The 18,057-nt window shown below is 68.2% G+C and carries 16 protein-coding genes; 7 read left to right on the forward strand and 9 right to left on the reverse strand.

The window, feature by feature from the left end:
- Window positions 1–40: 40 nt before the first annotated feature.
- Window positions 41–223 (reverse strand): hypothetical protein, encoded by a 183-nt coding sequence (locus tag VMJ70_15460; GenBank protein HTO92528.1) that lies wholly within the window; start codon window positions 221–223, stop codon window positions 41–43.
- On the reverse strand, window positions 220–363 hold the full coding sequence (locus tag VMJ70_15465; protein ID HTO92529.1) for a hypothetical protein: 144 nt from the start codon (window positions 361–363) through the stop codon (window positions 220–222). The genes VMJ70_15460 and VMJ70_15465 overlap by 4 nt, the downstream gene beginning before the upstream one ends.
- 279 nt (window positions 364–642) lie before the next feature.
- Between VMJ70_15465 and VMJ70_15470 the strand changes: the two genes are divergently transcribed.
- The gene (locus tag VMJ70_15470) at window positions 643–1,128 is read left to right on the forward strand and encodes a hypothetical protein (GenBank protein HTO92530.1); all 486 of its coding nucleotides are present in this window, start codon (window positions 643–645) and stop codon (window positions 1,126–1,128) included.
- 80 nt (window positions 1,129–1,208) lie between these two features.
- Here the strand turns inward: VMJ70_15470 and VMJ70_15475 are convergent, their stop codons facing one another.
- From VMJ70_15475 to VMJ70_15495, 5 genes are all read right to left on the reverse strand, one after another.
- Window positions 1,209–3,152, reverse strand: a complete 1,944-nt coding sequence (locus VMJ70_15475) for a serine hydrolase (GenBank protein HTO92531.1) — start codon at window positions 3,150–3,152, stop codon at window positions 1,209–1,211.
- A gap of 79 nt (window positions 3,153–3,231) precedes the next feature.
- Window positions 3,232–4,668 carry an ATP-binding protein gene (locus VMJ70_15480; protein HTO92532.1) on the reverse strand — a complete coding sequence of 479 codons (1,437 nt, stop codon included), beginning with the start codon at window positions 4,666–4,668 and terminating at the stop codon, window positions 3,232–3,234.
- The gene (locus VMJ70_15485) at window positions 4,658–5,395 is read right to left on the reverse strand and encodes a response regulator transcription factor (GenBank protein HTO92533.1); all 738 of its coding nucleotides are present in this window, start codon (window positions 5,393–5,395) and stop codon (window positions 4,658–4,660) included. Before VMJ70_15485 ends, VMJ70_15480 begins: the two co-directional genes overlap by 11 nt.
- 65 nt (window positions 5,396–5,460) lie before the next feature.
- Window positions 5,461–5,640, reverse strand: a complete 180-nt coding sequence (locus VMJ70_15490) for a hypothetical protein (GenBank protein ID HTO92534.1) — start codon at window positions 5,638–5,640, stop codon at window positions 5,461–5,463.
- Window positions 5,640–6,326, reverse strand: a complete 687-nt coding sequence (locus VMJ70_15495; GenBank protein ID HTO92535.1) for a phosphatase PAP2 family protein — start codon at window positions 6,324–6,326, stop codon at window positions 5,640–5,642. Before VMJ70_15495 ends, VMJ70_15490 begins: the two co-directional genes overlap by 1 nt.
- 530 nt (window positions 6,327–6,856) lie before the next feature.
- Here VMJ70_15495 and VMJ70_15500 point away from each other — a divergent pair.
- Together VMJ70_15500 and VMJ70_15505 are read left to right on the forward strand one after the other, a co-directional pair.
- Window positions 6,857–8,089 (forward strand): hypothetical protein, encoded by a 1,233-nt coding sequence (locus VMJ70_15500; GenBank protein ID HTO92536.1) that lies wholly within the window; start codon window positions 6,857–6,859, stop codon window positions 8,087–8,089.
- 507 nt (window positions 8,090–8,596) lie between these two features.
- Window positions 8,597–9,193 carry an NADPH-dependent FMN reductase gene (locus tag VMJ70_15505; protein HTO92537.1) on the forward strand — a complete coding sequence of 199 codons (597 nt, stop codon included), beginning with the start codon at window positions 8,597–8,599 and terminating at the stop codon, window positions 9,191–9,193.
- A gap of 102 nt (window positions 9,194–9,295) precedes the next feature.
- On the opposite strand, the gene VMJ70_15510 is transcribed toward VMJ70_15505, so the two are convergent.
- Window positions 9,296–11,368, reverse strand: a complete 2,073-nt coding sequence (locus VMJ70_15510; protein ID HTO92538.1) for a S9 family peptidase — start codon at window positions 11,366–11,368, stop codon at window positions 9,296–9,298.
- 217 nt (window positions 11,369–11,585) lie between these two features.
- On the opposite strand from VMJ70_15510, the gene VMJ70_15515 reads away from it, so the two are divergent.
- The gene (locus VMJ70_15515; protein ID HTO92539.1) at window positions 11,586–14,975 is read left to right on the forward strand and encodes a hypothetical protein; all 3,390 of its coding nucleotides are present in this window, start codon (window positions 11,586–11,588) and stop codon (window positions 14,973–14,975) included.
- 19 nt (window positions 14,976–14,994) lie between these two features.
- Here the strand turns inward: VMJ70_15515 and VMJ70_15520 are convergent, their stop codons facing one another.
- Window positions 14,995–16,104, reverse strand: coding sequence for a potassium channel family protein (locus tag VMJ70_15520; protein HTO92540.1), 1,110 nt, complete (start codon window positions 16,102–16,104; stop codon window positions 14,995–14,997).
- Between the two features lie 141 nt (window positions 16,105–16,245).
- On the opposite strand from VMJ70_15520, the gene VMJ70_15525 reads away from it, so the two are divergent.
- The 3 genes from VMJ70_15525 (at window position 16,246) to VMJ70_15535 (ending at window position 17,594) form a co-directional block, all read left to right on the forward strand.
- Window positions 16,246–16,488: a DUF2630 family protein gene (locus VMJ70_15525; protein ID HTO92541.1), complete on the forward strand. Its 243-nt coding sequence runs from the start codon at window positions 16,246–16,248 to the stop codon at window positions 16,486–16,488.
- A 117-nt stretch (window positions 16,489–16,605) separates the two neighbouring features.
- Entirely contained in the window at window positions 16,606–17,172 is a 567-nt protein-coding gene (locus tag VMJ70_15530) for a hypothetical protein (GenBank protein ID HTO92542.1), read from the forward strand.
- 50 nt (window positions 17,173–17,222) lie between these two features.
- On the forward strand, window positions 17,223–17,594 hold the full coding sequence (locus VMJ70_15535) for a transmembrane 220 family protein (GenBank protein HTO92543.1): 372 nt from the start codon (window positions 17,223–17,225) through the stop codon (window positions 17,592–17,594).
- Window positions 17,595–18,057: the final 463 nt, after the last annotated feature.

The raw sequence follows: 18,057 nt of genomic DNA on the forward strand, positions 1-18,057 counted from the left end.
GCGGGCGGCGGGGGCTCGAGCTCGAAATGCTAGGCCCGGTTCACGCTCGGTTCAAGGTCCGAGTCGGCGAGCGCCGGCGGCGTTTGAAAAACTGGATCTGACGCTCGTGGCGCTCGGCCCCCTCGCGCGTGTCGAACGTGCCCAGATTGCGGCGCCGTCCGGTCTTCGGGTCGGGCTTGCTCGAATAGAGCCGGAAGCGCCCGTCCTCGAGCCTGCGGATCACGACCGATCTCCCGAGTGGATCGGCTCGCGTGATTCCCGAGGGGTGGAGTGCGCCGGCGGATCGCTGGCGGGGAATGTCTCCTCGAGGCTCTCGTCGAGGGCGAGCTCGGCCGGCGACTCCTCGAGACGATCGCGATTCATGAAGATTCCTCCTCTGCGAAGTGCTCGCTCAGGCTGCGCTCCCGACTTCGAAGAAGTGTCACGAGGTTGACCAGCCCCACGTTTGTAATCCCTGCTCTCGATCGTACCTCCTTACACGCGCTGCCGTTCGAATGAACTCGAACTCGCCGGGGCACGCCCCTTCGCTCCTCACGACTTGGCGGGTTTTCCGGATGCGTGGCACGAGCGGTGCTCGATCCTCGATTCGCGGGGCTTCTCGAGCGATGCCCCGGCACTCCACCAGGCCGAACGGAGGAGAACATGAAACATCTCCTGATGAAGGGCAGGGCCGCAGCCATCGCGTCGGTCGCGATCCTGTGCGCGGCGGCGTCGCTGGCGGCGGGGGTCGCCCGCGCGGAGACGACCACCGACCTGCGGGCCGGAGTCTTCATGGACGAAAACGCGGTCGGCTTCGGCGCGGGCGTGCTCACGCCGATGGGCTCGGAGACGCGCTGGTATTTCAATCCGAACCTGGAATTCGGGGTGGGCGATCACGAGAACATCGTGACCATGAACGGCGACTTCCACTACGACCTGCCGCAGAGGTCGCGCGTGTCGGTGTGGATGGGAGCCGGACCCGCGGTGGTGGTCCAGGACCCCGACGAAGGCAGCTCGCGAACCGATCTCGGACTGAATGTGCTGACCGGCGTCGGCGGCACGTCCGGCTCGGTGCGACCGTACGCTCAACTGAAGGGCGTGCTGGCGGATCAGGGACAGGTGGTGCTGCAGGGAGGCATCCGCTTCTGAGGCGGAAGTGAAGCGAAGCGATCGCGGGGCGCCGTCGGACGCGAGCCGTCAGGGTTCGACGGCGCCCGGCCCCATGCGGGTCACCTCGGATTCGCCGCTCCGGCCGCCGCCCGTTCCAGCTTCACGCGCCGCGACTGCTGATCGAACGTGATCCGAAGCTCCGAGAGCACTCGCGAGCCGACGTTGGCGCCGCCCATCACCGGTTGAAAGGTGACGGTCGGATGTTCGAAGCGCAGCCCGCCGAGCGCGATCGTCCCGCTGAGATCGGCGGCCCTGATCTCGAACGTGTTCGAAACCGTGCGGGCGCGTCCCACCACTCGGGGCTCGGAGGCGAGATGAAGCTGAGACATCAGCGAGTCGGGCAGCATGAAGCCGCCCATCGATCCGGCGTCGACATCCGCAGGCAAGGTGTGGCCGTCCACGTCGAGGGCGACGTTGGGAATTCCGCGACTGGCGTCGAACTCCAGGATGTCGCGGCCATTGGCTTCGGGAAGCGTGCCGCGCTCGATTCGGAGCAGGTGGGCCGGGTAGTCGAGCGTGAACAGGCAGTGCTCGAACAGCCCGAACCCGATGATGCCGTCGATGGAGTCGCGTCCGGCCATCGGCTCGTTGTACGAGCGAACCGCCGCCACCAGTCCGCCGAACCGCGCTCCGCCGATCGAGAGCGAGTCCACCTGCACGAGCGGCATGCTGCGACGATTGCGGCCGCTGGGATCGCCGGCCTGCACCTCGCCGATCGGCTCGAGGCCCAGCCGCGCCATGAGCGTGGAATCCACGCGCAGCGAACCGGCGGCGCCGGTGTCGATCGCGAAGCGGAACGGGCCCCTGCCGTTGAGCGTCACCTGCACCAGCGGCAGGTGACCGGCTTGCGCCATCGGCACCACCACTGGCGTTGCCGGCAGCGCGGTGCGCTGCGGGCCATGGGGTCGTTGCATTTCACCCGGGCCGCCGGGGCCCCCGCGGATGAAGGTCTGGTGCAGCGGTGGTCCGCCGACCTCCTGCCCGCCCTTGATCGGCGGGATCGCGCCGGCGTGCACCAGCAGGTCGCGCGTCCACATCGTGACCTGCTCGGCCGCGGGCGGATCGTAGTTCGCGAGCGCGATGACGGTGTAGGGGCCGGCGATCTCGACCATGGCGTTCACGCCCATCGTGCCGCCCGCGAATCCCATGCCCTGCACCGGCGGAAGCCCCAGTCTGCCCGCGCGCAACGCGTCGGCGAATCGCTCCAGATCGTCCACGGTCGAATAGCCGCCGCCCGCCGAGCTGCCACGCATCGGCAGAAAGTCCTGGTTCGACTGGCGCGGCGCGTCCGAGGCGGCGTCGGGCGGGCGGGTGTAGCCAATCGCGAGATTCGGGACGCTCTCGTCTCGCGCGTAGGAGTCGGTCGACTTCATCCCGGCGGGCCGATAGACGTGCTCGCGCACGAAATCGTAATAGCTCTGGCCCGAGACCCTCTCGATGATCGCACCGAGCAGCACGTAGCCGGTGTTCGAATACTCCTGCCGGGTCCCGGGCTCGAACAGCAGCGGCTCGTCGCGAACCACGTCCATGTAGTCGCGAATGGTCCGCAACCGATCGCGCGCTTCGACCATGCGGTCGCCGAACATGCGCCCGGTGCCGGCCCGATGGTCGAGCAGCTCCTGAATGGTGATCTTGCCGCCTTTGTCGATCGGGTAGTCGGGCAGGTAGCGCGAGATGGTGTCGCCGAGCCCGAGCTTGCCGGCGGCCGCCAGCTGCGCAATCGCGACGTGCGTGAACTGTTTGTTGATCGAGCCGATGTTGAACTTCGTGTCCGGGCGATTGGGCCGCTTCTCGGCCTGGGAGGCGAAACCGTAGGCCTTGCGCAACAAGACCTGGTCACCGCGCGCGAACAGGATCGCCCCCGAGAACGCGTCGGCGCCCGCGAGCGAGTCCACGTGGGCCTGGAGCGCGGCGGTCACCTGTGCGTCGGACATCGCGCGCGAAGCAGGCGCGGGCGCAGCGGTTGCGAGCATCGAAACCAGCGAGATCGGAACGGCGAACATCACGAAATCCTCCACAGGGCGCGGCAAGGTCGAGCTGCGATGCGAACGCGAACCACGCTAGCCGGCTCCTGTGAAGACTTCATGAAGGCGAGGCGATGGGGAGCGAAAGGGTGAATCGCGCCCCGCTTCCCGGCGGACTCTCTGCGCGAATGCTCCCGCCGTGCGCCAGGGCCAGCTGGCGCACGATCGCGAGGCCGAGGCCGGCGCCGCCGCTCGAGCGAGCGCGCGAGGGATCGGCGCGATAGAAGCGATCGAAGACGTGGGGGAGATGTTCCGGGGCGATTCCCGTCCCGGCGTCGGAAACCGATACCTCGAGGTGGTCGCCGGCGCGCGTCGCGTCGACCGCGATCTCGCCGCCATCCGGGCTGTGGGTGAGGGCGTTCTCGAGCAGATTGCGCAGGATCTGCCCGAGTCGAAGCGGATCCACCAGCGCGCCGGGCAGACCGGAGGCGACGCGCGGCACGAGCGTGATCCGCCTCCCGGCAGCGCGCGCGGCAATCGCCCCCAGGGCCTCCGCGACCGCGCGTCCCAGATCCACGGGCGCGCGATGGAGCGGCAGCTGCCCGGCCTCGGCCAGCGCCAGGTCCTGGAGGTCGTTGACGAGCCGCGTGAGAAAGGCGATCTCCTCCAGCAGCGAGCGCAGCCCTTCCGGGGTCACCGGGGTCAGCCCGTCCTCGAGAGCCTCGATCTGGCAGCGGAGATTGGTGAGCGGCGTTCGCAGCTCGTGCGCCACGTCGGTTACCAGCGCCCGCCGGAGCGACTCGGTGCGCTCGAGCGAGGCCGCCATCGCGTTGAACGCGTGCGCGAGCTCGCCGATCTCGTCGCGCGAACGAATCGCGATGCGCTGCCCGAGGTCGCCGGACTCCATGCGCCGCGCCGCGCGCGTCAGCTCCTCCACCGGTCCGAGAATGCGGCGCGAGAGTGCGAGCGAGAGCAAGAGCGCCAGCAGGCCGGCGCCGAGGACCGCGTACAGGAGCCAGCGATTGACCGCGGGCAGGAACCCGGTTTCGCGTTCCAGTCCCGGCCCGGGATCGCGCGGGAAGGGAAGCAGCGTTCCGAGAGCCGACCCGTCGGCCGCGCGCACGATTGCGGGACGCGCGGCGGCGATCATGACGTGACGCAGCGTCGGAACACCCTCGCGGACCTCGGCGCGATCCACCTCGATCACCCCATCGGCACGAAAGCGCACCCGCGCCGCGCGCAGCTCCGGCGTGCTCGCCGCCAGGACGCGGCCGGTGGAGTCCACCAGCAGCAGATTCTGGTCGAGGGGACGGGCGATCCGCGACAGAGCCGAATCCATCGCCACCGAATCGCGCAGCGCGGGCGCGTCCGTCGCCGCCAGGCGCGCCGAGAGCAGTTCGGCCGCGTCGCTCAGGCTCTTGCCGCGCACCCGGCTCTCGAGGCGCTGGAATTCGGTGCGCACCGCGAGTCGCGACACCAGCGCCGCCGTCACCAGCGCGACACCGGTCACCGCCACCGCCAGCAGCAGCAGCCGCGCCCGCAGGCTACGAAGCATGCTTCGGATCCGCGAGCCGGTAGCCGACGCCGAACACCGTGAGGATCCACTCCGGCTCGGCGGGGTCGCGCTCCAGCTTGCGGCGCAGGTTCACGACGTGGGCGTCCACGGTGCGATCGAGCGCTTCGTAGCCCGGGCCGAACGCCCGCTCGACCAGCTCCTCACGCGTGAACGCGCGGCCCGGAGATCGCGCCAGCGCCTCGAGCAACGCGAACTCGCGAGGCGTGAGCGTCACGCGGCGCGCACCGATCCGCACTTCGCGCCGGGCCGGATCGACGCGCAACTCGCCGAGCGCGATCGGCTGGCGATCGCGAGCCCCGGCCGGGAACCGGCGTAGCACCGCCCGAACCCGCGCCACCAGCTCGCGCGGACTGAATGGCTTGCACACGTAGTCGTCCGCGCCGGCGTCGAGGCCCTCCAGCCGATCCTCCTCGGTGGTGCGCGCAGTGAGCAGGATGATCGGCACCTCGGATTCCTCGCGGAGCGAACGACACACCGCCAGCCCGTCCACGCCGGGCAGCATCCGGTCGAGCACGATCAGGTGGGGCGTCGGATTCGTGCGCGCCTGCTCGAGCGCCGCGCGGCCATTCGCGGCGACCGCGACCGCGTAGCCGGCATTTTCGAGGTAGAGACGCACCGAGGCGACCGTCTTCGGGTCGTCCTCGGCGATCAGAATGCGGGTCTTCGGCATGGTCGAGGCGTTCTCCGGCAGGTCGGACCGGAGCATCTCAGGAATCTATGAAGATTTCATGAGAATGGCGCGAGCGGCCCGGACGGTCGGGTGGCCGGGGACTAGGGCTTGTGGACCGTGAGATCGCCGCGCATCTCGCCGCCGATCTCGAGGCCCGCGGGCTGGAGCAACTCCTGAAACAGCCCGCCATCGAAGTTCGCGAGCTTCGCGTCGTGGCCTTCCGCTCGCACCACGAGATGGGGGAGGGCGCGAAACTCGGCCGATGAGCGCGCGACTCGCATCAGAACGCCCACGCGACGGCGACCGTTTCACCCCGCCGTTCGGGCATCAGCCACGCCGAGAACCGTCCGCCGAGCGCATCGCGCCGTCGCAAGTAGTCCTCGGTCTTCTCGGCGCTCCACACTCCGAGCGCGGCGCCGGCCACCACGTCGCTCGGCCAGTGCCAGCCGTCGTGCACGCGCGACCAGCCGACCAGCCCGGCGAGCGGATACGCCACCCACGGCACCCAGCGCGCGTGCGTCTCGCGGGTGAGCCCGGCGGCGGCGGCGAACGCCACCGTGGTGTGCCCCGAGGGAAACGAGTCGAAGCCCGAGAAGGGGTGGAACTCATCGGGATCGCCGGGAGTCTGGAAGGGTCGAGTTCGCCCGAACGACACCTTGAGCGCCTCGCAGGCAACCGCCGATGCGCAGATCCCGGCGCCGATTCGAATGCTCGCGCGCGTCACCCCCGGCTGCCCGAGCACCGGGCCCGCCGCCAGCCCGGCCAACAGCAGGGGTGCGAGCACGGTGGCGGTCCCGAATGGGGTCGCCAGGTCGGAGATCTTCTCAGCCGGATCTCCGCCGGCGCCCTTCAGCTGACCCGCCATCCAGTGATCCGACTGGCCGATCGCGAGCACGCCGGCCGCAACCACCGCACCCAGCCACATGTCCGAACGCGAGAATGTGGGGGTCGAGTCGGCGGGCGTCATCGAGGTTTGAGCGACAGCCCCGCCCGGAGACGCGGCCAGCGCGAGCGCCAGGAGGCATGGGCCGAGCCGTCGTTCCCGTCGAGAACCCATCGATTCCGCAAAGCGCATGGCGGGCAGGCGCTGTCCCTCCGTGGTGCGCGGGGGAGTCCGATGTCCCGCGCCCCCTCGCGAGGCCCGCGGCGCACTCACTTTAGTCGATTTCCCCGTGGTCCATGCGCCGCTCTCCCCGCGCTCCGCGCGTATGAGGGCCAGGAGCCGGACATCCGCCGAATTTTGTCGTCGAGGATTGGACCTCGCCCGAACGATTTTCGCCGGGGGCCGATTCGGGAGGGGTGGCCCTAAGTCGACCCCGCCGCCGGGGGCCGTTTCTTCGGGAGATTCTCGGTGTGACGGCCGCTCCAATCGGGCGTTCCTCTCATTGACATCACTCGAGGATCACGCACAATGAAGCGTCCCAACGACCTCGTTGCGATGACATGCCCCACGGTAGGCTGCGACTTATGAGCCGCAACTCGAAATCCGTTCGAGCCGTGAAGGTTCAGGGCGAGCTGCTGGACGGTATTGACGCGATGGGCGCCGAGCTGCGCGAGGCGCTCGTGCCGGTGCTGCAGCGCGTCGCCGGACAACAGCCGCGCCCCACCCAGCTCACTCGCTCGCTCGGCCTCGACAAGAGCCTGGCGAGCCGGCTGGTCCGCGCCACCAACGCGCGCACCGACCTCGAGCTGATGCACCTGGTGCCGTCTCCGGCGGGACTGCGCATCCTGGCGGATTCCGCCGCCTCACTGGTCGGAAAGGCTTCGTTGACTCGACTGCGCTCGGCGGCCCAGCGGCTCCAGGCGCTCATCGATGCCGCGCCGGGAGGGAGGGCCGCGATCGACGCGCGCATATCCGAATCCTCTGAAGTCGCGCGTGACACCCGCGAGCGCACCACTCGCCAGTCTGCGTTCAAGTCCATGTCGTACCTGATCGGCTATTACAGCGATCTCCTGGTCACTTCGCTGTTCGTGGTGCCGTCGGAGCGGGGGGACGGAGCGGACGGCCTCGAGATCAACCGGCGCTTCGGCCTGCGCCGCCTGCGCCGCAGCACGCCGGTGCCGATCATGGGATTCACTCCCTGGCCCGACAGCGAGCAGCAGATCGATCACAGCCGGTTCGATTCCATCGAAGGTTCCGACGAGCCGCCGACTCCTGCGGAGGTGCTGATCCGAAAGTACTGCAGTCAGCCGATGCCTCGAATCGAGGTCGTGCGGACTCCGAGCGCCACCACCATGGTGCTGCCCGCCGATTCACCCGCGCAGGAAATCCCGAGGCTCACCTGGGCCTACCGGATCCGCAACAACGCGCCGCTCGATCCGGGCCCGGGCGTCTATCCGATCGGCGGATACATGTTGCTGGTTCCATGCCGCAGAACCGTTCGCGACCTGTTCATCGCCGAGGACCTGTTCGCCGGAGCGACGCCGCAAGTCACGTTCGTGCTGCCGGAGCCTCATGCGCATCTGCGGCCGCCCAGTCAGCCCGGACCCATGCGCTTCGGCGAGGTTCACGTGTCCGGGTCGCTCGAACCGCTGCCCCGCTCCGAGCGCGCGCACTCGATTCCCGGTGTCGGGGATCATGGCGCGGTGACACGCGAGGTGCTCGAGCGGGCCGGCCACGGCTCGACGCGCTTCCGCGGCTGGCGTTGCGAAATGGTCTATCCGGTGCCGCTGGTGCAGACCATGTTGTGGCTCTGGCTCCCGCACGCGACGTCCTACGAGAAATGGTGAGCGCGCGAGGCGTGTCCACCGTGCGCTGACGCGGCCGATCCGGGCCGCTCCCGGGCGCCAGCCCGGCTCCTCCCGCCTCCCGACCGCACGCCGGATTTTCAGGTTGCGGACCGGAGAGATTCTGTGGAAGAATGTCCGCGATGTGTGGTGTGGGAAGGTCATCGGCCAGGGAAGTGGCGGGAATGGGATGATGCCGCACCTCGATCCCCCGGAGGTTGAATCGGCAGCTGCGAACAATGTCCTCCCGGCCACCGCGGCAGTGCGGGCCAGGGGCGATGTCTTCGCCATCCCATTCCTTTTTCGTTCGCGCGCATGCGGCGAATGATCTGTCCGCACGCCTCGTGACCGCGGGGGCGCCCGCTCCCGGGAGAGAGGCCGCCTTCGCGGGCCGCGCATCGATCACACCCGGCACACCCCACAGCTCGCCGGGCCCGACCATCCACCAGGAGGGTGGAGAGCGATCGCAACCCAGCGGCGATCCAGCCTCCGCTTCAAACGGAAGACTCGATGAATTCTGAAGTCTCATCCCGCCCCGCGGGCGGGTTCTATGTCGTGGGCATCGCCGGCAGTCTGCGACGAGGTTCGTTCAATCGGGCGCTGCTGGCGGCCGCTCAGGAGCTGGCGCCCGCCACGCTTCGCATCACCGCCCGCGATCTGAGCACGATCCCGCTCTACAACGCCGACCTCGAGGAGAACGGCCTTCCGGGCCCGGTGGTCCAGCTTCGCGATTCGGTGCGCGAGGCGGACGCGGTCCTGTTCGTGACGCCGGAGTACAATCATGGCATGTCCGGCGTGCTCAAGAACGCTTTGGACTGGCTGTCACGCCCGCCGCGCGCCAGCGCGCTCCACGGCAAGCCGGCCGCGATCATGGGCGCAACGCCCGGCATGGTGGGCACGGCTCGCGCGCAGGATCAGCTTCGCCAGGCGTTCATCTTCACCAACACGTTCGCGATGATTCAGCCCGAGGTGCTGGTGAATCGCGCGCACGAGAAGTTCGACAAGTCGGGGCGGTTGACCGACGAGACGACCCGGCAGTTCCTCTCCAAGTTTCTCGAACGCTTCGAGCAGTGGATCGCGCGCTTCCGCGCGCAGGTCACGAGCTGAGCGGGAGTCCCCCGCCGTCGAGCGCCGGCGCGGTCGTGAGCGATCCGACGCAAACCCGGACTCGACGGTCCCGTCGCCCCCGATCCCTGGCCCCGCCCCGATTCAGGGCAGCGGTTTCGCCGCGTCGAGCCCCACCGTCTTCAGCACCCACGCGTAGTCGAACGCCACGTCGTGCAGCGCGTCGTATCGGCCGCTGGCGCCACCGTGACCCGCGCCCATGTTGCAGCGATAGAGCAGCGGATTGGCGTCGGTCTTGAGCGCGCGCAGTCGCGCGACGTACTTGGTCGGCTCCCAGAATCCCACCTGGCTGTCGTTGAGGCTGGTCTTCACCAGCATGGCCGGATAGCGGGTCGCCCTCAGGTTGTCGTAGGGCGAATAGGCGCGCATCCACCGGTACTGCTCGGCGATCCTGGGATTGCCCCACTCTTCGAATTCCCCCACCGTCAGCGGCAGGGTTTCGTCCGACATGGTGTTGAGCACGTCCACGAACGGTACCTGCGTGAGCACGCCCTTGAACAGATCGGGCCGCAGGTTGGTGCAGGCGCCCATCAGCAGTCCACCGGCGCTCCCGCCCTGGATCACCAGCCGATCCTTGCTGGTGATGCGGCGCGCCACGAGATCCTCGGCACAGGCGACGAAGTCAGTGAAAGTGTTCATCTTGGTGGCCATGCGCCCGAGCTGATGCCAGGTTTCACCGAGATCGCCGCCGCCACGAATGTGCGCCATCGCGAACACCATGCCGCGGTCGACCAGGCTGAACCGGTTCGAGCTGAAGGTCACGTTCTGCGGAATGCCATAGGAGCCGTAGCCGTAGAGCAGGCAGGGCGCGGAGCCGTCGCGCAGGGTGCCGTTGCGATAGAGCAGCGTGATCGGCACCTGGACGCCGTCCCGGGCCGTGGCCCACACGCGCTCCACCGTGTAGCGCGACGGATCCCAATCGCCCAGTACCGCCGTGCGCTTCAGCAGCTTGCTCCCGAGCGCAGCCAGATCGAGGTCGTAGACCGAAGGCGGCGTCAGGAACGACTGATAGCCGTAGCGGTAGGTGGCCGAATCGTATTCCGGGTTCTGCGCCGGGAACTCGGTGTAGGCGACCTCGTCGAACTTCACGCGGCGGGTGGCGTGGGTGGCCGGGTCCATCACCGTGATCTGGGGCAGCGCGGACTCGCGCTCGTTGAGGACGACGTAGTCCTTGAAGCACGCGACGCCGGCCAGCATGACGTCGGGGCGATGCGGGAGCAGCTCGGTCCAGCGCGAGGGATCGGGTGTCGCGACCGGCGCGGTCACCAGTCGGAAGTTCTTGCCGTGATCGTTGACTCGGATCCAGAAGAGATCTCCGCGATGGTCCACGTAGTATTCGCGGTCCTGCACCCGCGGCGCGATCAGTCTCCATTCGCCGAGCGGTTCGCCGGCCGGAAGCACCGCCACCTCCGACGTGGTGTGGCTGCCTCGCGTCTGAACGATCCAGGCCTGGCTGCGCGTCGCGGTCACCTCGACCTCGAACCGGGCGTCCCCCTCTTCGTACAGCAGGTCGTGCGTCGGGCTCCCGAGCCTGTGGCGATAGAGCCGGTAGCTGCGCTTCGAGACTTCGTCCTCCTGGGTGTAGAACAGCGTGCGATTGTCGGTGGACCAGGCCAGCGAGGTGACGCGCTCGGCGTGATCCGGCAGCTCCTCGCCGGTGGCGAGATCGCGCACCCTGAGCAGGTACTGGCGGTAGCCGGTGCTGTCGACCGTGTACGCCAGCTTCGAACCGTCCGGGCTGATTTCGAACTCGCCGATCGCCATGAAGGGGTACCCCTGCGCAAGAGCATTCACATCGAGCAGCGTCTGCTCGGCCGCCTGCATGTCGCCCTTGCGGCGACAGTAGTAGGGGTACTGCTTGCCCTCTTCGGTCCGCGTGTAATAGAGGAACGCGCCCTTGCGGTAGGGCACCGTGAGGTCGGTCTGCTGAATGCGGCTCAGCATCTCGGCGTAGAGCGCGTCTTGCAGGGGCTTCGATCCCGCGGTCATCGAATCGGTGTAGGCGTTCTCGGCCTCCAGGTACCGGAGGACTCTCGGATCCTGTTTGTCCTTCATCCAGTAGTAGTCGTCGGGGCGCGTGTCGCCGTGCATGGTCACGGGATGGGGGACCCGCTCGGCAACCGGGGGGATCGGGGCGCTGAGGGCGGATGAGTTCATGAGCGGGAAGGGTCCAGGTAGGAGGAGCGTGGCGCGGCGAGCGAGCTGCGAGCGGCCGGGCTCGAACATGGGAAAGGCCTCGCGGAGGATTGAGGCGGCAGGACACGCGGGAACCGGCAGCATACACGAGCAGCCGCAAAGCCCGCGTTTCTCTCGCACCGCGAGACCCATTACCCTGCCAGGCTCTGCGACGTACATTTCGCCTCCGGAGGAATGCATGCGGCCCACTCGTTCGAAACTCGAGCTCTGGCTGGTCGTCGTGTCGCTTCTTGCTCTGGCACCCGTTGCGGCCTGGTCCGCGAAGCGCGGCGCGGCTCCGGCCTCGAAGCCCGCCGCCACGAAGAAGGAGCCGGCGGCCGGCGCCGGCTTCGACTACGGCGATCCCTTGCTGCTGCGCGGCCTCGAGTGGCGCTGCATCGGCCCCTACCGTGGCGGTCGCGTGACGGCGGTGAGCGGCGTCGAGGGCCAGCGCAGCGTCTACTATTTCGGCGGCACCGGTGGTGGCGTGTGGAAGACGGTGGATGGCGCCTCGAGCTGGCGCCCGATCTCGGACGGTCAGCTCGGCACCGGCTCGGTCGGAGCGATCGCGGTGGCCCCGTCCGATCCCAACGTGATCTACGCGGGAATGGGCGAGGCGTGCATTCGCGGCAACATGTCGGCGGGTGACGGCGTCTACAAGTCCACCGACGCCGGGCGGACCTGGAAGAACGTCGGGCTCGCCGACACGCGCCAGATCGGCCAGGTGCGCGTCGATCCCCGCGATCCCGACCGCGTCTACGTCGCGGCGCTCGGTCACGCCTTCGGACCCAACCACGATCGCGGCGTCTACCGCTCGACCGACGGCGGCGTCACCTGGAAGAACGTGTTGTTCGTCAACGACAGCACCGGGGCCGTGGATCTGGCGATGGATCCGAGCAATTCGCGCGTGCTCTACGCCTCGATGTGGCAGGTGATCCGCACGCCCTGGAGCCTCGAAAGCGGCGGCCAGGGGAGCGGGCTCTACAGGTCCACCGACGGCGGCGACAGCTGGAAGCTGCTGAAAGGCACCGGGCTTCCCGGCGGCGTGGTGGGGAGGATCGGCGTCACGATCTCGCCGGCCGATCCCAATCGCGTGTGGGCGATCGTCGAGTCGGACAAGGGCGGCGTCTACCGCTCGGACGACGGCGGGCGCACCTGGAGCCGCACCAACGAGGAGCGCAAGCTCCGCCAGCGTGCCTGGTACTTTTCGCACATCTTCGCGGATCCCAAGAACGCCGACGTGGTCTACGTCCTCAATGTCGGCTGCTTCCGCTCCAAGGACGGTGGGCAGACATTCGCTCCGATCCGCACGCCGCACGGCGACAACCACGATCTATGGATCGACCCCCAGGATCCGCAGCGCATGATCGAGAGCAATGACGGCGGCGCCAACGTTTCCATGGACGGTGGCCTGTCGTGGTCGCGGCTCGACAATCAGCCGACCGCGCAGTTCTACCACGTGGTCGCCGACGACCAGTTCCCCTACCACCTGTACGGCGCGCAGCAGGACAACTCGACGGTGGGAATCGCGAGCCGCACGCGGGGGTTCGGCATCGGCGCGAGCGACTGGCACGACGTCGGCGGCTGCGAGAGCGGCTACATCGCCGCCGAGCCCGGCAATCCCGACATCGTGTTCTCGGGTTGCTACGACGGCTATATCGGCCGCTACCAGCAGAGCACCCAGGAAGAGCGCGACGTGTCGGTCTATCCCGACAATCCGATGGGCTCCGGCGCCGAGGGCATGAAGTATCGCTTCCAGTGGACCTTCCCGATCGTCGCCTCGCCCAACGATCCGAAGACGCTCTACGCGGCTGGCAACATCTTGTTCAAGTCGTTGAACGAGGGCCAGAGCTGGCAGGCGATCAGCCCCGACCTGACGCGCAACGATCCGACCAAGCTCGGCCCATCGGGCGGGCCGATCACCAAGGACAACAGCAGCGTCGAGTACTACTGCACGATCTTCGCGATGGCCGAGTCGCCGGCCGAACCGGGCGTGCTGTGGACGGGCTCGGACGACGGACTGGTGCACGTCTCGCGCGACGACGGCAAGAACTGGTCGGATGTGACACCCAGGGATCTTCCGGCCTGGAGCATGATCAGCCAGATCGCTCCCTCTCCGCACGACAAGGGCACGGCGTTCGTGGCCGCCAACCGTTACAAACTCGAGGATGATCGACCGTTCGCATACGTCACCCGCGACTACGGGAAGACCTGGAAGAAGATCAGCGACGGACTCCCGCAGCATTCCTTCGTGCGAGTGGTGCGCGAGGACCCGGTTCGCGAGGGGCTGCTCTACTGCGGCACCGAGAGCGGCATCTATTTCTCGCCCGACGCGGGTGCCCGCTGGTGGCCACTGCGCCTGAACGCGCCGGGATCGGCCGCGGCCTACCGGAGCGCCGCCTCGCGCGCCACGGCGCGGACGCGCCCCGATGATGCGGCGCGCGTCGCCGAGGAGGAGCCGCGCGGCATGCTGCCGGTGGTTCCGGTCACCGACCTGATCGTGAAGGACAACGACCTGGCGGTCTCGACTCAGGGCCGCTCGTTCTGGATCCTCGACGACATCGCGCCGTTGCGGCAGATGAACGATGCCGTCATGCGCGAGGAATTTCATCTGTTCGCCCCGTCGCCCGGCTACCTGTTCGGCGGCGGCGGGGGATTCGGCGGCGGGGGCGCCGTCGGCCAGAATCCGCCGCACGGGGCGCTGATCTACTACACACTGCGTGACGAACCGCGCGAGAAGGACGAGATCGCCCTCGAGATCCTCGATGAATCGGGTGCGGTGCTTCGCAAGATCACCAATCACGCCGAGCCCGACGCCGGAGCCTCGACCGGCGGCGAGGACGACGACGAGGCGCCGCCGGCGCCGCCGCAGCCGAAGATCCCGGCGCGTGCGGGACTCAACCGCTTCGCGTGGGACTTCCGCATCCCCGACGCCACCCGCTTCAAGGGCATCGTGCTGTGGGACGGTTCGCTGCGCGGCCCCGAAGTGGTGCCAGGCCGCTATCAGGTGCGGCTCACCGTGGGCGGCAAGTCCCAGACCCAGCCCCTCGAAGTGCGCAAGGATCCGCGCTTCCCGACCACGGTCGAGGACTATCAGAAGAAGTTCGATTTCCTTCGCGACATTCGCGACAAGATCAGCGCCGCTCACGACGCGGTGGTTCACATCCGCGACGCGCGCGATCAGATCAAGTCGGTGGTGGCGCGCGCCGCCCCGCTCGATCGGGATTCGAGCATCGCCAACTCCGCGAGATCGCTGACCACCCGCCTGAGCGCGATCGAGGATTCTCTCTATCAGACGCGGAACCGGAGCAGCGAGGACCCGCTCAATTTCCCGATCCGACTCGACAACAAGCTCGCGTCCCTGGCCGGGACCGTGGACGGCGCCAACGCGCCGCCCACCGACCAGGCCTACGACGTGCAGCGCGATCTCTACGCGCGAACCGACGCGCAGCTCGAGAAGCTGAAGATCCTGCTCGAGCAGGATCTCGAGACATTCAATCGGCTGGTGAGCGAGAAGCAGATCCCGGCGGTGATCCTGAAGCAGCAGAAGCCCGAGAGGGGGGCGGAGCGGCCAATCAACCCGGATTGAGCGACGCTCTGCGCCTCACTCAGTGAGAGCCATCTCGGGCCGTGCGGCTCCAGGCGGTGGTCTCCCAGTTGTAGCGCAGCCGCTCGGGCGGCAGGAGCGGAGGTAACGGCATCAGCAACCGCTCCGAGAGCTCGTAGGCGTAGGGGAGATAGAGCGTGCGCAGGTCGGCGAGCCGGCGGTCGGCCTCGTCGCCCTCGGTGAGCCGCACGCCGGAGCGGGCGAGCCACGCGCGCAGCTCACGAAGCTCGGCGACCGGCCGCGAGTCCGGCGGCGCGCTCATCGCCTTCGATCGAAAGATCTGGCTCAGGTCGACGAGCGCGTGACGCGCGATGGCGAACGTGAGGCGTGCCTGGAACGGGTCGATGCCCTCTACACCCACGATCACCAGGGCGCAGGTGTCGAGGATCGCCACCATCGAGGCCAGCCAAGATTGATTGTCGTGTTGCGATCGAAAATAGCAGAGCACCGGATAGGAGAGATGGCTCTCGAGCGTTTCGGCCGAGGCCAGTTCCCAGTCCTTGAGCAGGGGCGCGATCACATTGGGATCGCGTGCTTCCGAGCAACGGCGCAGCAGCACCGCCGCGGTCGGCGGAGAACCCGCCCACTCGTCGAGCATGGTGATGCGGGCCTCGCGCTTCGAGAACGCTGCGTACAGCACCGGTAGATAGGCGAGCACCAGCGCGAGGAAGCCGAAGCCGGTGCCGGCCTCGATCACCGTCACCAGCCGCGAGAGAACCGAGACCGGGCGCACGTCGCCCAGTCCGAGCGTGAAGAAGGTGGAGCCGCTGAGGTAGAGATCGGCGCCGAAGCCGCGCGTGGCGCGATCGGCGTCCAGACGAGAACCATCGGCCCAGTAGATGAGCGCAAATCCCAGGATCAGGCCGCCTGCCCACACCACCAGCAGCGTAAGGATCGAGAGCAGCGCGTAGAAGCTGAGCAGGTTCTCGCGCCGCGACCGCTTGCCGATGCCGCGCGCGGTGCTGGCCCACAGCCGCCACAGCCAGCGGATCACCCAGCGCGAGAGGCGTGCGCGGGCCGGAACGCGGCGTGGAAGCAGGATGGTCTCGAACGCATCCCACATCACCCACAGGATCAGCGCGATGGCTCCGGCCAATGCCAGGATCTTCACGCCGGCATCTTCCGAGCACCGGGCGGGTTCGCGCAAGCGGGCGTGGCCGTGCGCTCCCCGGCGATGCTAGTCTCGCACCCACCGGGCGGACGCGGCCGCGCGGGATCCGGCCGATCGAACTCGACCCAGAACGAGGGCATCATGAACGACCAGGCGGTTCTCGATCGCATCAACGAGCTCGCGCACGAAGAGCACCAGCTGTTCGAGCGCGAATCCCACGGCGAAGCCAGCGAGACGGATCGTCAGCGGCTCCAAGAATTGCAGCTCACGCTCGACCAGTGCTGGGACCTCCTTCGCCAGCGTCGGGCGCGGCGTACCGCGGGGCAGGACCCCGAGCAAGCGAAGATTCGCGACACGAAGACGGTGGAGGGCTACACCGGCTGAACGCGTGGCCGTTCGGTGGAGCGGCCCGCTCAGGTCGCGGTCCGGTTCGGCCGATAACCTTCGACGCGCGAACCCCGGCGGATGGCCCGCCGGGCCGGCGCGAAGGAGGGGACAGGCATGGACCGCATGCAGGCCGAGCAGATCGCGGCCGCCCAGCTCGATCCCGGCGAGCGACTGCTCTGGTCGGGCTTCCCTTCACCCGGCGCCGCCGCGAGACGTGCGCTGCCCGCCGCCGCATTCGGGATTCCCTTCACGGCGTTTGCGGTGTTCTGGATCGCCACGGCGTATTCGTTCACCTCGAAGGGCCCTCACGTGCCCGGCCCGTGGGCGCTGTTCCCGCTGTTCGGCATCCCGTTCCTGCTGGTCGGCCTCGGCGTGCTCACCGCGCCGATCTGGGTCTACCTCGGAGCCGAGAAGACCGTCTACGCCGTCACCGAGAAGCGCGCGATGATCATCGTCAACGTCGCCGGGCGTGGAGTCCAGTCGTTCACGCACGAAGACATGAGCAACATCACGCGCACCGAGAATGCGAATGGCTCGGGCTCGATCTACTTCGCGTCGCGCATGATGAGCACGTCGCAGAGCGGCATGATGCGGATGACGCGCATCGGCTTCGAGGGCATTCCCGACGTGCGGCAAGTCGAGCAGTTGATCCGCGACCAGATGGGGCAGAAGGCCGCCTGATCCGGCTCGGTGCTTGACCGGCCCGTGCCATCGTCTCAGACTCCGCCGCCATGATCCTGCGAATCGTCAACGGGCTCATGACCCTGCTGTTTGCGTTCGCCGCCTACCTGCAGTTCAACGATCCCGATCCGATCGCCTGGACCGCGATCTACGCCGCGCCGATGGTGGCCTCGGCCTGGGCGGCATGGCGTCCGGCGGGCTACCCGTGGCAATTCCCGGCCGCGATCGCGCTGATCGCACTGATCTGGGCGGCGACCATCGCCCCGCGAGCGCTCGGCAAGATCAGGCTCGGCGAGATGTTCGCGCAGTGGGAGATGAAGGACGCCGCGGTGGAAGAGAATCGCGAGATGTTCGGGCTGCTGATCGTCGCGGCCTGGATGATCGTGCTGGTGATCGCGAGATTGTTCGCGAAGCCGGCGTAGCGGCGCGCGATTGCCGGCGAAGTCGGCCGGGCAGGGCGAGAGATCGGCGCGCAAGAGATCGGCGCGCAAAACAAATCGTCTCTTGACACGCGATGCTTTCGTTGCGCGCGCGATGTTGCGCGCCATTCCGGGCAGGCTTGCTGCGCGTGCGAGAGGCGCGTGAAACGCGATTATCAACATGCTCTAGAGCATGTAGAGAAATCGACAATCATGTCTCGCCTCGCAGCGCTTGCCGCCGTCGCCGATGAAGGTGCAGCGCTGGCCGTCGCGGCTGGCGACCGCGCGATCGAGCGGCGCACTCAGGAAGCGGGTAGCGGCGCCCCGTTCACCGCATTCCACCCGCCGGCAGCTTCATGCGAACTCCGGCCATGAAGCTGCGGCCGGAGGCCGGAAAGTAGAGCGGGAGATTGTTGCCGTACTGGTCGAGCGTGACGTAGCCGACCGTCGCGTAGCGGCGATCCGC

This window comes from Candidatus Sulfotelmatobacter sp. (assembly GCA_035498555.1).
Classification (GTDB): Bacteria; Eisenbacteria; RBG-16-71-46; order RBG-16-71-46; family RBG-16-71-46; genus DATKAB01.